The following is a 13,479-nucleotide window of genomic DNA, read 5'->3' as shown; positions in this document are numbered from 1 at the left end:
CCGGTCACGCCCCCAATTCCGCCGTCACGGAGTGGTCGGCTCGTCGGTCTCCCGGACGTCGTGCCAGCGCGCCCGCCATTCGGCCTCGTGGGCCTCGTGGGTGGTCCGCTCCTGGAAGACGGCGGCCCGCAGGGCGTGCCGGGACTGCGCCATCACCACCACCTCCACGGCCACCAGCGCCACGCAGATCACTGTCGCCAGGCTGAGCGCCAGCAGCGCCGGCAGGTGCTGACCCACCGGGAGGGCCGCGGTGAGCGCCACTATGACGCCGACGCGGGTCCAGGTGACGGTGTGCAGGGTGCGTAACTGGAAGAGCAGGTTGACGGCGAAATAGCAGATCAAGCCGCCGAAGAGCATCGGCACCGCAGGCCCCTCGACCTTCTCGGCGAGCCCGCCGGCCGGGTCGGTGATCTTGTGGAGGACCTCCTCGTTGCCGATCGAGAAGAGGATCACCCCGGCGATCATCGGCAGGTAGAGGTACGCGTACGCGTCGCGGGCCATCGCCACCCGGGGGGCGCCCTCCGCCGCGTGCAGGGCGATCCGGGCGGCCGGCCCGATGAAGTCGAAGTGCGCCCACCAGAGCGCCGCGGTGACCACGATGCCGAGCGCGGCGGCCGCCACCGCCGGCCAGGTGACCGGCTTGCCGAGCAGGTTTCCGCCCACGCCCGTCGAGATGATCGACTCGCCCAGCGCGATGATCAGGATGAGGTCGTAGCGCTCCGTCCAGTGCTCGGCGCTGGTCACCCCCCAGCCCCAGGTCCCGACGATGAAGCCGGTGGCGTACTGCACCACCACCACGGTGATCCACAGGCCGTCGCGGACCATGGCGGCCTGGTCGGGGTCGGCGATCTGCGGCGGGATGAGCGCGGCGGCCAGCAGCAGCACGATGCTCACCGCCAGCTCCGGGGCGAACCGCCGCAGTTGCCGCCGCTCCTGCGGGCTGTCCCGCACCACGTGCTGATAGAGGACCCAGTGGATGCCACGGACCACGACGTAGCTGATCGCCACCAGCATCGGGCCGGCGGCGCTCCCCTTCGGGTCGGTGAACGCCTGTGGCAGTGCCAGCGCGAACGCGAACAGGGCGACCATCGCGATCACCATGAGCACCGGCACGTAGCCCTCGCCGAGCCGGACCCGGGTGGCGACCAGGCTGTGCACCACCCAGATCCACCACAGCACGGCGAGCACCAGGCCGGCGTGCAGCAGTTGCCGGCTGGTGATGTTCGCGGCGGTGGCGCGGGTGATGATGAAGAACGAGAAGACGAAGACCAGATCGAAGAAGACCTCGAACTTGTCCACCCGCGCGCCGGGGGCGATCGGGACGGCCGGTCCCAGCTGTCCACCCCGCCGGTAGCCGCCCACGATCCCACTCTGGCAGCGTCGGGGCTGGTCGGAGGCCGAACGGCGATGGCGAAGGCGTCCGGCGTTACCTCCGGCCAGGGTCGGGAAAACACCGGGGCCGCGGCCTCCCACAGCGGGCCGGCCGGTCCGCCCCACCCCGGACAAGGATGGACAATGACCACCAATAACCCGATCACCACTTCCTTCGCCCATCACTCCACCGCCATGGACGTGATCCGGGGCGTGGACCTCGTCGGGCGGCGGGCGGTCGTCACCGGCGGGTCCTCCGGGATCGGCGTGGAGACCGCCCGCGCCCTGGCCAGCGCCGGCGCGGAGGTCACATTGGCCGTCCGCAACCCCGACGCGGGTCAGCAGGCCGCCAACGACATCACCGGCACCACCGGCAACGACCGCGTGCTGGTCGCCCCGCTCGACCTCGCCGACCAGGGATCGGTCGCCGACTTCGTGGCCAACTGGGACGGCCCCTTGCACATCCTGGTAAACAACGCCGGCATCATGGCCGCACCCCTGTCGCGCACCCCGCAGGGCTGGGAGATGCAGTTCGCCACCAACCACCTGGGGCACTTCGCACTCGCCAACGGTCTGCGCCCGGCACTCGCGGCCGGCGACGGCGCCAGGATCGTCTCGGTCAGCTCCGCCGCGCACCTGCGCTCACCGGTGGTCTTCGAGGACATCCAGTACGACAAGCGGGAGTACGAGCCGTGGCAGGCGTACGGGCAGTCCAAGACGGCAAACGTGCTGTTCGCCGTGGAGGCGACCCGCCGCTGGGCCGACGACGGCATCTACACCAACTCGCTGATGCCCGGCGCGATCCAGACCAACCTCCAGCGCTACGTCAGCAAGGAGGAACTGGACCGGATGCGGGCGGGCAACGCGGCGGCCTGGAAGACAGTCGAACAGGGCGCCGCCACCTCGGTGCTGGTCGCCGCCTCGCCGCTGCTCGACGGAGTGGGCGGGCGCTACTTCGAGGACTGTCAGCAGGCCGCCCCCGCCCAGCCCGGCGGGCGGACGGGTGTCGCCGACTACGCGCTGGACCCGGAGGCCTCCGAGCGGCTCTGGCAGGTCTCGACGGATCTGCTCAAGGGCTGAGCGGCGCAGACGAAGGGGCGCCCCGGTCGATGACCGGGGCGCCCCTTTCGGCGTTACTGCGGATCAGGCCAGGCCCAGCTCCGCCTCGAAGTTGCCGCCCTCCAGCCGCTCCTTGACAGCAGTCAGGAAGCGCGCCGCGTCGGCGCCGTCGATCAGCCGGTGGTCGTAGGACATGGCCAGGTAGACCATCGACCGGACCGCGATGACCTCGCCCAGCTCCGGGTCGTTGACCACGACCGGACGCTTCACCACGGCACCCGTGCCGAGCATCGCCGACTGCGGCGACGGCACGATCGGGGTGTCGAAGAGCGCGCCCCGGCTGCCCGTGTTGGTCAGCGTGAAGGTCGCCCCGGCCATCTCGTCCGGGGTGATCTTGTTGGCCCGGGTGCGCTCCGCCAGGTCGGCGATCCGCTTGGCGATGCCGCCCATGTTGAGGTCACCGGCGTTGTGGATGACCGGCACGAGCAGCCCGCGCTCGGTGTCCACGGCGATGCCGAGGTGCTCGGCGGCCGGGTAGGTGATCGTGCCGCCGTCCAGGTCCATGCTGGCCTGGATGATCGGGTGGGTCTGCAACGCCTCGACGGCGGCGAGGGCGAAGAACGGCAGGAAGGACAGCTTCACGCCGTGCTTGGCCTGGAACGAGTCCTTCGCCTGGACCCGCAGCTTGGCGACCTTGGTGACGTCGACCTCGACGACAGTGGTCAGCTGCGCCGTCTCGTGCAGCGACTGCTGCATCCGCTTGGCGATCGTCGCCCGGATCCGCGGCAGCTTCTCCGTGGTGCCCCGCTTGGTGCTCGGCTGCGGCTTCGCGGCCGGCTTGGCCGCGGGCGCGGCGGCGGGAGCAGCCGCCGGAGCCGGAGCGGCCTTGGCGGCCTTCGCCTTCTCGGCGGCCTCCAGCACGTCCTGCTTACGGATCCGACCACCCACGCCGGTGCCGTTGAGCGCGGCCAGGTCGACGCCGTGCTCACTGGCCAGCTTGCGCACCAGCGGCGTGACGTACCCGGCAGCTTCCTCGCCGGCACCAGGTGCCGGGGCGGACGGACGCGGCGGCGTCGAGGTCGACGCGGCCGGCTGTGCGGCCTGCTCGGTCTTCGCCGGCTGCGCCGAGCTCTCGGTCTCCGCGGCGGGCTCGTTGTACGACATGCCGGGGGTCGGCTCCTCGACCTTCGGCGCCGGCTTCGGCTCGGCCTTCGGCGCCGGCTTGGCCTCCGCCTTCGGCTCGGGCTTCGGCTCGGGCTGCGCCGGGGCGGAGGCCCCGCCGGCAACGCCGATGATCGCCAGGTCGGCGCCGACCGCGGCGGTCTCGTCCTCGGCGACCTTGATCTCCAGCACCGTGCCGGCGACCGGCGACGGGATCTCGGTGTCCACCTTGTCGGTGGAGACCTCCAGCAGCGGCTCGTCGACCTCGATCGTCTCGCCGACCTGCTTCAGCCAGCGGGTGACAGTACCCTCGGTGACGCTCTCGCCCAGGGCGGGCATCTTCACCGCGGTGCCCTCGCCCGACGAGGCGGCGGCCGGAGCCGGCGCCTCGGCCGGAGCCTCGTCCTGGGCCACCTCGTCAGCGGTGCCCTCGGCGGCGGCCGTCGGCTCGGCAGCCGGCTCGACCGACTCGGCCGGGGCCTGCTCCTGCCCGGCGGCCTCGCCACCGCCGGTCGACTCGCCCTCACCGGCGATGACGGCCAGCTCGCTGCCGACCTCGGCGGTCTCGTCCTCGCCGACCACGATCCGGCTCAGCACGCCGGCAGCGGGTGACGGGATCTCGGTGTCGACCTTGTCGGTGGAGACCTCGAGCAGGGGCTCGTCGACCTCGACCGTGTCGCCCTCCTGCTTGAGCCAGCGAGTGACGGTGCCCTCGGTGACGCTCTCGCCGAGCCGGGGCATGGTGACCGATACCGGCATTTTCTGAGACTCCTTCATTCCCCTGGTGGGATCTTCGCCCGTCGCCGGACGCCGCGGTTGTGGATGATCAGGCGTGCGAGTGCAGCGGCTTGCCGGCGAGGGCCAGGTGCGCCTCGCCCAGGGCCTCGTTCTGGGTCGGGTGGGCGTGCACGAGCTGGGCGACCTCCGCCGGGTAGGCCTCCCAGTTGTAGATGAGCTGCGCCTCACCGATCAGCTCACCCACCCGGGCGCCGATCATGTGTACGCCGACCACCGGGCCGTCCTCGACCCGAACCAGCTTCACGAAGCCGGTGGTCTTGAGGATCTGGCTCTTTCCGTTGCCACCCAGGTTGTAGTTGTACGTCTTGACCTTGTCGGCGCCGTACTGCTCCTTGGCTTTGGCCTCGGTGAGGCCCACCGACGCCAGCTCCGGGTCGCAGTAGGTGACGCGCGGGATGCCGACCTCGTCGATCACGGCGGGGGTCTGCCCGGCGATCTCCTCGGCGACGAAGATGCCCTGCTGGAAGCCCCGGTGTGCGAGCTGGAGGCCGGGCACGATGTCGCCGACCGCGTAGACGTTCGGCACGCTGGTGCGAAGCCGCTCGTCGGTCAGCACGTAGCCGCGGTCCATCTTGACGCCCTGCTCCTCGTACCCGAGGTTGGCGGTGTTCGGGCCGCGACCCACGGCGACGAGCAGCAGCTCGGCCTCGACGGTCTCGCCGCCCTGGATGGTCAGCTTGACGCCGTTGTCGGTCTTCTCGACCTTCTCGAACGGCTTGCCGACCTTGAAGTTGATCTTCCGCTTGCGGAACGCCCGCTCCAGCGCCTTGGACGACTCCTCGTCCTCGGCGGCGACCAGCCGGGGCAGCGCCTCGACGATCGTCACGTCCACACCGAAGGACTTCCACACGCTGGCGAACTCGACGCCGATCACGCCGCCACCGAGCACGATCACCGACGACGGCACCCGGTCCATCGTGAGGGCGTGGTCGCTGGTGATGATCCGCTCGCCGTCGACCTCCAGGCCGGGCAGGCTCTTCGCGTACGAGCCGGAGGCCAGGACGATGTTGCGGCCGGTGTAACGCTTGCCGTCCACCTCGACCACGTTCTTGCCGACCAGCTTGCCGGCGCCCTCGACGATCGTGATGCCCTTGTTGCCCTTCAACATGCCCTGCAGGCCCTTGTACAGGCGGGCGATCACGCCGTCCTTGTACGAGTTGACCCCGGCCATGTCGATGCCGATCAGCTCGGCCTTCACGCCGAACTGCTCCGACTCGCGGGCCTGGTCGGCGATCTCGGCGGCGTGCAGCAGTGCCTTCGTCGGAATGCAGCCGTTGTGCAGGCAGGTGCCGCCAAGTTTGCCCTTCTCGACCAGCGCGACCTTCAGGCCCAGCTGGACGGCGCGCAGCGCGGTCGCGTAGCCGCCGCTGCCACCTCCGAGAATGACAATGTCGAAGGTCGCTTCGTTCGGCTCGCTCACGTCCAACTCCCAGGTCGCGTCGCTGCATCGGGGGTCACAGAGGTGTAACACGGACACACCCCACCTCGGTCATCTTGTCACCACTGGGCACAGGGTGCGTACCGAGGTGCCCAACGACACGTCATCGACACGTACCCTTGGCACCGTTGTCGATGACGCACGGTGGGGGAGAGATCCGGTGGGCTTGTTCCGGCGCCGCAAACAGACGGCTGTGCCGAGCCATGACCGTGCTGCCAGTCGCGGCGATCTGGACCATTTGGAGAACTTCATCCGGAGTCGGCGCGGCGTCGAGGCGTTCATCGAACCCCGTACGACGGTGACGGAGACCACCGTCATCCTGATCGCCGACGACGGGGAGTGGACCCGTCGGCGCATCGACGGCCCGGACGGAGCCCGACGCTTCGCCTACCGGATGGGCATCCCGGTGTACGACGTCCGGCTGATGGGCTACCCGCAGCGGATGCGCGACTTCAACGAACGCCGCAAACGTCGCCCCGAGCGGTAGTGAGCAACGCGGAAGGGGCCCCCTTGAGCAGGGGGCCCCTTCCGCGTGTCCGGTCAGCCGTTGGCGGCGACGTCCTCGACGAGCTGCACCAGTGTGCGGACCGGAACGCCGGTGCCGCCCTTGGTCCAGTAGCCGGTCGGCTCGCCCGAGTGGTAGCCCGGCCCGGCGATGTCGATGTGCGCCCAGGCCACGTCGTCGGCCACGAACTCGCGCAGGAACACGCCGCCCTGCAGCATGTGACCGGCCCGGTCCATCCCGGCATTGACCTGCGAGATGTCCGCCACATCCGACTCCATGCCCTTACGGACGTCGTCGGGCAGCGGCATCGGCCAGGCCGGCTCGCCGACGGCGTCGCCGGCCACCTTCACCCGGTCGCACAACTGCGGGGTGCCCATCACGCCGGCCATCCGCTTGCCCAGCGCGATCACCTGGCCACCGGTCAGTGTGGAGGTCTCGAACAGGTAGTCGGTGCCGTCCGCGCAGGCGCGGGCGATGGCGTCGCCCAGGATCATCCGGCCCTCGGCGTCGGTGTTGAGCACCTCGACCCGCTTGCCGTTGAACATGGTGACCACGTCACCCGGCCGGTAGCTGGTGCCCGACGGCATGTTCTCCGCCATCGGCAGGTACGCGCTGACCGCCACCGTCGGCTTCAGCGCGGCGATCGCCAGCATGGCCGCGCCCACCGCGGCGGCGCCCGCCATGTCGGACTTCATCTCCCACATGCCCTGCGCCGGCTTGATCGAGATGCCGCCGGTGTCGAAGGTGATGCCCTTGCCGACCAGCGCGACCCGCTTGCCGTTGCCGCCGCCCTGCGGGGTGTAGGTCAGCTTCACCAGCCGCGGCGGGGCCTCAGAGCCCTGCCCGACCGCGACGATGCCGCCGTACCCGCCGGCGGCCAGCGCCGCCTCGTCGAGCACCTCGACGCCGAGGCCTGCCTCGCGCGCCGCGGTGGCGACCGCGTCGGCGAACGACGGCGGACGCAGCTCGTTCGGCGCGGTGTTCACCCAGTCCCGGCTGAGCCGGACCGCGCCCGCCACCGCCTGCGCCCGGGCGATTTCCGCCTGGGCGCCCGCGTCGCCGGCGTCCGGCACCGCGATGAGCACCTCGGCCACCGGCTCGCGCCGGGTCGGCTGGGGCCGCGTCTTGTAACCGGCGAACCGGTACCCACCCAGCAGCGCGCCCTCGGCGATCGCGCGCAGCTCAGCCGACGCGTCCGCGTCGTCGGGCAGCGGCAGCGCCAGCGCGACAGTGGGCGCGCCCGCCAGGGCCCGGATCGCCGCACCGGCGGCCCGGCGCAGCGTCTCCGGGGCCGGGGCGGCACCCGACGGCTCCGGGCCGAGCCCGACCGCGGTGACCAGCGGGGCGGTCACGGTGCCCAGGGTGGCCAGCTTGATGACCTCACCCGGCCCGCCGGTCGCGCCGAGCAGCGCGAGGGTCTCGGTCAGCTTGCCGTCGAACGCGGCCGCGATGCTCTCCGCGCCGCTGGCGAGCAGCAGGGTGCCGGCGAGGCCGCTGGTGGCGCCCTGCTCTCCGGTCTGGCTGTGCACGCCGATCACGATCGCGTCGACGGCGAGCTCGGCCGGGTCGGTGTCGACCAGGCTCAGGTTGGTGGTGCGGGGTGAAGTCACTGAAGCTACTCCGGGCGGGCCGGGCCGGTCGCGGCGTCGCGTACCAGCGGTGAAGGTCTCCGGCGGAACCTACCCGCCGGACGTCATGGCTGTCCCGCCGACAGCGCCAGCGGGCTCCCGCCGATGCTAACCAGCGACGTTGTCCCCGGTAAGTTGCCACCCATGACCGACGTGACCTCCGACGCCGCCGCGACCCGGCTGCGCCGTTCCCCGCTGCACGAGCGGCACACCGCCGCCGGAGCCAAGTTCGCCCCCTTCGGGGGCTGGGAGATGCCCCTGGAGTACGCCGGCGGCGGAGTGCTCAAGGAGCACACCGCGGTGCGTACGGCGGTCGGGGTCTTCGACGTGTCACACCTGGGCAAGGCCCGGGTGAGCGGCCCCGGCGCGGCCGACTTCGTCAACTCCTGCCTCAGCAACGACCTGGGCCGGATCGGCCCGGGCCGGGCGCAGTACACGCTCTGCTGCGACGACGCCACCGGCGGCGTGGTGGACGACATCATCGCCTACCTGTACGCCGACGACCACGTCTTCCTCATCCCGAACGCGGCGAACACCGCCGAGGTGGTGCGCCGGTTGCGCGCCGCCGCTCCCGCGCAGGTGACAGTCACCGACGAGCACGAGGCGTACGCGGTGCTGGCCGTGCAGGGCCCCCGCTCGGCCGAGTTGCTGGCCGCCCTGGACCTGCCCACCGAACACGGCTACATGAGCTTCTCCGCCGCGAGCCTCGAGGGGGTGGAGCTGACGGTCTGTCGTACCGGCTACACGGGTGAGCTGGGCTACGAGCTGGTGGTGCCGGCGGAGCACGCGGTCGTCGTGTGGGATGCGCTGTTCGCCGTCGGCGCGGCGTTCGAGCTGCGCGCCTGCGGGCTGGCCGCCCGGGACACACTGCGGACCGAGATGGGTTACCCGCTGCACGGGCAGGACCTCTCCCTGGACATCAGCCCGGTGCAGGCCCGCTCCGGCTGGGCGGTCGGCTGGGACAAGCCGGCTTTCTGGGGCCGCGACGCGCTGCTCGCCGAGAAGGCCGCCGGCCCCCGGCGTACGCTGCGCGGCCTGGTGGCAGTCGACCGGGCCATCCCGCGTCCCGGCATGACCCTGCACGTGGGGGACACCCAGGTCGGCACAGTGACCAGCGGCACCTTCAGCCCGACGAGGAAGCAGGGCATCGCCCTGGCCCTGCTGGACACCGCCGCCAACCTGACCGACGGCGACGAGGTCGAGATCGACATCCGAGGCCGCCGAGCCCCCCTGACCCTGACCAAACCCCCCTTCGTAACCCCCTCAGTGAAGTAACCCCCACCCCCACCTCTGCCCTGGCCCTGCCCTGGACCTGGCCCTGGTTGATCATGAAGTTATTGCCACGACACGCCGACGGCGGTGGCAATAACTTCATGATCAACGCGGGGTGGGGGTGGGGGTGGGGGTGGGTGGGACCGCGGGAGGTTAGCGGGAGGGGGTTGGGGGTTCGCCTGAGTCCAGGACTGCTTGGGTCCAGCCGCCTTCTATGACGCCTGTGGCGTCCAGGACGGCCCAGTCGACCACGTCGGACGTCTCCACGACCACTGGGGCGCCGATGCGGACGCTCTGGTCGGTGTTGGCGTCGCTGGCGCTCACGCCGACGATGCGTTCCGGGGTCTCCCACGAGGTGACGCCCGCCCAGACGTACTCCGGGCCGTCGTCTCCGGGCAGGCCGTACTTCACCACCAGTTGCGACTCGGTGGGGAACTGGCCGGCGACGAACCGGGCCCGCGCGTCAGCCAACGCGCCCCGGGCGGTGGCGACCGCACGGCTCATCGCGTCACCGGAGCGGGCGTAGCGCACGTCCGGCTGGATCCCGGAGAACAGGGTCGCGCAGGCGGCGGCGTAGTAGCGCCCGTCCGGGCCGGGGTGCCCGGCCGGCGGGCGCAGGCTGAGGAACGAGTCGGCCTCCGGGTCGGTCGCCGGGTCCAGTTCGAGGCGCAGCAGCACCGGGGCGGTGGCGCCGTGCTGCTCCGGGTTGCCGTACGCCACAGCGATGTCGTGCCCGGTGACAGTGGCCAGCACCGGCAACTGCACGAACGCCGGCACCTCCTCGCCGGTGAGCCCGTCGGTCCAGTCCCGCAGGAGTCGGCGGGCCGCCCCGGTCATCACCGCACCCCAGGCGCGGGTGAGGTGGTCGGGCACCCCCTGGGTCTGCAACTCCAGCAGACCGAAGCGGCGCAGCCCCTTCGTGGTGAACCACAGGCCCTCGGTGTCCGAGGAGTACGGCACCAGCACCCAGTCGACAAGCCGGATCCGGCCGTTCTCGTCGGGGAGCGAGCGCAGCGCGGTCGCCGGGTCGAGGAACTGGAGGCCGAAGACGTCCACGACGTCGCTGTCGACGGATTCCGCCACGGCGGCCGCGACCGCCCGGGCGGCCCACTCGTGCGCGGGTGGCCAACCGGGCCGGTACTCGGCCTGTACGACCACCAGGTGCGTCGCCGCTGCCAGCCGGTCCAGTTGCTCCTTCGTGGCACCGAACGCGGTGAGCAGGTCCGGTGGCAGCTCGGGGAACTCGGCGATCGGCCGGGTGTCGACGCTCATCAGCGGGCTGTCGAGCATCTGCCGGGCCAGCCCGTGCACCGGCTCGGCCAGCCGGCCGGTCAGGGCCGCCACCGCGGTCTTCGCACTGACCTTCGGTAGCCCCGCCATCGGCACCAGGTAGGTCGCGCTGAGCGACTCCGGCACCGGAACGGGCAGGAAGTCGTCCGTGATGAGCATTGTGGGTTCCCCCGGTGGCCGCGCCGGTGTTGTCGAGCCGAACGCTACCCGGCCCGCCGGGCCCGGTTCAGCCGGACAGCACCAGACCCAGGTAGACCAGCGTGGTGACCACCTCGACGGTCGCGCCGAGGACGTCGCCGGTGATCCCGCCGAGGCGGCGTACCACGTGGTTGAGCAGCGGTAGCGCGACGGCGATCGCGGCGACGACGGTCAGCGGCCCCTGCCATGGGCGGCCCGGCACCGCGGGCACCGCCAGCAGCACGACGGCGATCGCGCCGGCGGCCACTGCCACCGGGCCGACAGTGCCGGCGACCAGCGCGCCCAGCCCGTCGGGTCGGGCCGCCGGCACGCCCCGCCGGCAGGCAACGGTGACACCGAGCCGCCCGGCCGCGGTCGCCGCGACCACCGCCGCGAGGCACGCCGGCCAGGACCGACCGGCGAGGTCGGCGAGCGCCGCCGCCTGCACCAGGAGTACGACCACCAGGGCGACCACCCCGAACGGGCCGACGTCCGGCTTCTTCATGATCTCCAGGGCGGCCTCGCCCCGCCGGTACGAGCCGAGCGCGTCCACTGTGTCGGCCAGCCCGTCCAGGTGCAGCCCTCGGCTGAGCAGCGCGCCGACGCCGACTGTCACGCCGGCCGCCACCAGCGGTGGGGCGAGCGCCCCGACCAGCAGCAGCACACCGGCCAGTAGGGCGCCGAGCAGCGCGCCGACCACCGGGGCGAGGGCCATCGCCGTGCCGGCGACCGGGCGGTCGATGCGCCCGGCCCGCACCGGCAGCGTGGTGAACGTGGTGACCGCGAGCCGGGCCCCGGCGAGCAGCCGTGGCTCAGCCGGCACGCCAGCTCGACGCCGGCTGCTCGTCCGCCCCGGTGCTGGCCGGTCCTGGTCCGGCCGGCTCCGGCTCGGCGAAGTCGGGCTCGGTCGGGTCGGGCTCGGTGAGATCCGGGTCGGCGTAGCTCGGGTCGGTGGACTCCGGCTCGTCGGCGGCCGGGTCGGTGTCGTCGGTGCCGGTCAGCGACGGGTGCACCGGAAGCGCGGCGGACAACGCCAGCACCGAGCGCAGCAGCGGCAGCGCGACCAGCGCGTTCGCGCCCTCGCCGAGATCCATCCGCAGGTCGAGCAGCGGGGTGAGACCCAGCACGTCGGCGGCGAGCCGCACGGCAGGGTGCCCGCCGTGGTCGGCCAGCAGACACCAGTGCCGGGCCTGCCCGGCCAGGTCGCGGCTCACCATGCCGGCGGCCAACCCGACCGGCCCGTCGAGCAGCACCGGCACCCGGCGGGCGGTGGCGCCGAGCAGCACGCCCGTGGCCACCGCCACGTCGCCGCCGCCCAGCTCGGCCAGGATGTCCTTGGCGCCGCGCGACGAGCGCCGGGTGCGGTGCAGCGCGTCGCGCACCGCCGCGCAGCGGATCATCCACGCCGCGTCGTCGATCTCGCCGGAGTCGGTGATCACCCGGCCCAGCACGGCGGGTGGCTCCGCGCCCGCGGTCGCCGCGAGCACCGCCGCGGCCGCCGCCTCGGTGCCGGCGCCGCACGCACCGAGCACCAGCAGTTGTACGCCCGCGTCGGCGGCCTGCTCGGCCAGCCGCCAGCCGTAGCGCAGCGCGGACTCCACCTGTTCCGGCGCGAGAGCCGGCTGGTCTTCGATCGGCGCGGAGGCCGGAGTGTCCACCACCTGGAGACTCGCGCCGCTCTCGGCGGCCAGCCGCGCCAATGCGCCCTGACCGGCGCGGGCCTGCGCGGCGCGGCGCGCCGACTCACCGGCGACGGTGCCGGCCGCCGCCCCGCCGGCGTGGTCGCCGTGCAGCAGCAGCACCCGCACCGAGCCCCAGGCGACAGGGGTCGAGGTGCCCTGGGTGGCGGCGGCGAAGCCCACCACCCGGTCCAGCACGCCCAACCCGGCACCCGGTACGTCCAGCGTGGCCAGCCGGTCGACAGCCTGCGGGCCGGCGTACTCGTCGGGCATCGGCAGTTCCATGCCGGGCTGGATGACAAGCCCGGTGGACACCATCGGCAGCGCCATGGTCGGCGCCGCCCACGGGTTGCCCGACTCCGCGGTCGGGGCGGCCGGCGGCGTGGGGGTCAGCACGTCGGGCAGCTGCACCTCAGGGGTGGGCTCGGTGTCGGCCAGGCTCGCCACGACCGGTGCGGTGGCGGCGGCCGTCGGCGCGGTCACGGTGGCGGGAGCGGACAGCTCGGTCGCGGTGGCGGCCGGCTTGAGCCAGACCGGCTGACCGGCGACGACCAGTACGACAGCGTCGCAGGCGTCGGCGACCGCGCGGTTCGCAGCGCCCAGCGCGTCGGTGAACGCCCGGCCCAGCGGGGTGGTCGGCACCAGCGACAGCCCCACCTCGGGGCTCACCAGCACCACCCGGGCAGCACACCCGCGGATCGCCTCGGCCAGCTCGGCGATGGTCGCCACGTCGTCGGCGGGCTGGTGGTCCGGGTCGAGCAGCACCGTCACCCAGCCGCCCAGGTCGTCGACGAGCAGCATCTCGTTCGGCTCGGCGGACTCGAGCACGTCGGCCAGCCGACGCGGGTCCTCGGTGGTCTCCTCGGTGGTCCAGCTGCCGGGCCGCCGGGCGCGGTGCGCCGCCAGCCTGGTCGCCCACTCGGTGTCCTCCGGGTCGCCCTCGGGCGCGGTGGCGACGTAGCGGACCACCGGCGCGTCGGTGACCAGGGACTCGGCGAACTCGGACTTGCCGGACCGGATACCGCCGAGCACCAGGACCGTGTTCCACCCGTCTACGGACATGCCCGTACCTTAGTTCTCCCGCCTTGGACCCGGGCACCT

Annotated in this window: 10 protein-coding genes; 3 read left to right on the top strand and 7 right to left on the bottom strand. The window is 72.5% G+C overall.

Annotation, left to right across the window (positions count from 1 at the left end):
* Positions 1–24: 24 nt before the first annotated feature.
* A complete protein-coding gene (locus tag AB0B98_RS14690; protein ID WP_357362996.1) occupies positions 25–1,362 on the bottom strand; it encodes a low temperature requirement protein A in 1,338 nt (445 codons plus the stop codon).
* 153 nt (positions 1,363–1,515) lie between these two features.
* Here AB0B98_RS14690 and AB0B98_RS14685 point away from each other — a divergent pair, with 153 nt between their 5' ends.
* Positions 1,516–2,451, top strand: coding sequence for an SDR family NAD(P)-dependent oxidoreductase (locus tag AB0B98_RS14685; RefSeq protein ID WP_357362995.1), 936 nt, complete (start codon positions 1,516–1,518; stop codon positions 2,449–2,451).
* A gap of 63 nt (positions 2,452–2,514) precedes the next feature.
* Here the strand turns inward: AB0B98_RS14685 and sucB are convergent, their stop codons facing one another.
* Positions 2,515–4,350: a 2-oxoglutarate dehydrogenase, E2 component, dihydrolipoamide succinyltransferase gene (sucB, locus tag AB0B98_RS14680; RefSeq protein WP_238667464.1), complete on the bottom strand. Its 1,836-nt coding sequence runs from the start codon at positions 4,348–4,350 to the stop codon at positions 2,515–2,517.
* Positions 4,351–4,417: 67 nt separating this feature from the next.
* Positions 4,418–5,809, bottom strand: coding sequence for a dihydrolipoyl dehydrogenase (gene lpdA, locus AB0B98_RS14675; RefSeq protein ID WP_357362993.1), 1,392 nt, complete (start codon positions 5,807–5,809; stop codon positions 4,418–4,420).
* A 178-nt stretch (positions 5,810–5,987) separates the two neighbouring features.
* On the opposite strand from lpdA, the gene AB0B98_RS14670 reads away from it, so the two are divergent.
* On the top strand, positions 5,988–6,314 hold the full coding sequence (locus AB0B98_RS14670; RefSeq protein WP_357289769.1) for a hypothetical protein: 327 nt from the start codon (positions 5,988–5,990) through the stop codon (positions 6,312–6,314).
* Positions 6,315–6,367: 53 nt separating this feature from the next.
* On the opposite strand, the gene AB0B98_RS14665 is transcribed toward AB0B98_RS14670, so the two are convergent.
* Positions 6,368–7,942 carry a leucyl aminopeptidase gene (locus tag AB0B98_RS14665; protein ID WP_357362991.1) on the bottom strand — a complete coding sequence of 525 codons (1,575 nt, stop codon included), beginning with the start codon at positions 7,940–7,942 and terminating at the stop codon, positions 6,368–6,370.
* A 162-nt stretch (positions 7,943–8,104) separates the two neighbouring features.
* Between AB0B98_RS14665 and gcvT the strand changes: the two genes are divergently transcribed.
* Positions 8,105–9,235 (top strand): glycine cleavage system aminomethyltransferase GcvT, encoded by a 1,131-nt coding sequence (gcvT, locus tag AB0B98_RS14660; protein WP_357362989.1) that lies wholly within the window; start codon positions 8,105–8,107, stop codon positions 9,233–9,235.
* A gap of 150 nt (positions 9,236–9,385) precedes the next feature.
* Here the strand turns inward: gcvT and AB0B98_RS14655 are convergent, their stop codons facing one another.
* From AB0B98_RS14655 to AB0B98_RS14645, 3 genes are all read right to left on the bottom strand, one after another.
* Positions 9,386–10,681, bottom strand: a complete 1,296-nt coding sequence (locus AB0B98_RS14655) for a DUF2314 domain-containing protein (RefSeq protein ID WP_357362987.1) — start codon at positions 10,679–10,681, stop codon at positions 9,386–9,388.
* A 67-nt stretch (positions 10,682–10,748) separates the two neighbouring features.
* On the bottom strand, positions 10,749–11,522 hold the full coding sequence (locus AB0B98_RS14650; RefSeq protein WP_357362985.1) for an adenosylcobinamide-GDP ribazoletransferase: 774 nt from the start codon (positions 11,520–11,522) through the stop codon (positions 10,749–10,751).
* Positions 11,512–13,440 carry a bifunctional adenosylcobinamide kinase/adenosylcobinamide-phosphate guanylyltransferase gene (locus tag AB0B98_RS14645; protein ID WP_357362983.1) on the bottom strand — a complete coding sequence of 643 codons (1,929 nt, stop codon included), beginning with the start codon at positions 13,438–13,440 and terminating at the stop codon, positions 11,512–11,514. Before AB0B98_RS14645 ends, AB0B98_RS14650 begins: the two co-directional genes overlap by 11 nt.
* Between the last annotated feature and the right edge of the window lie 39 nt (positions 13,441–13,479).

It is taken from the genome of Micromonospora sp. NPDC048947 (assembly GCF_040649495.1).
GTDB classification, from domain to species: Bacteria; Actinomycetota; Actinomycetes; order Mycobacteriales; family Micromonosporaceae; genus Micromonospora; species Micromonospora alfalfae.
The sequence above is the reverse complement of the archived record's forward strand: the minus strand, read 5'-3'. Positions and strand labels throughout refer to the sequence as shown.

Excerpts from the sequence above, each read along its gene's own strand:
- AB0B98_RS14685 (WP_357362995.1), top strand. The coding sequence starts at position 1,516 with ATGACCACCAATAACCCGATCACCACTTCCTTCGCCCATCACTCCACC.
- sucB (WP_238667464.1), bottom strand. The coding sequence starts at position 4,350 with ATGCCGGTATCGGTCACCATGCCCCGGCTCGGCGAGAGCGTCACCGAG.
- gcvT (WP_357362989.1), top strand. The coding sequence starts at position 8,105 with ATGACCGACGTGACCTCCGACGCCGCCGCGACCCGGCTGCGCCGTTCC.
- AB0B98_RS14655 (WP_357362987.1), bottom strand. The coding sequence starts at position 10,681 with ATGCTCATCACGGACGACTTCCTGCCCGTTCCGGTGCCGGAGTCGCTC.
- AB0B98_RS14645 (WP_357362983.1), bottom strand. The coding sequence starts at position 13,440 with ATGTCCGTAGACGGGTGGAACACGGTCCTGGTGCTCGGCGGTATCCGG.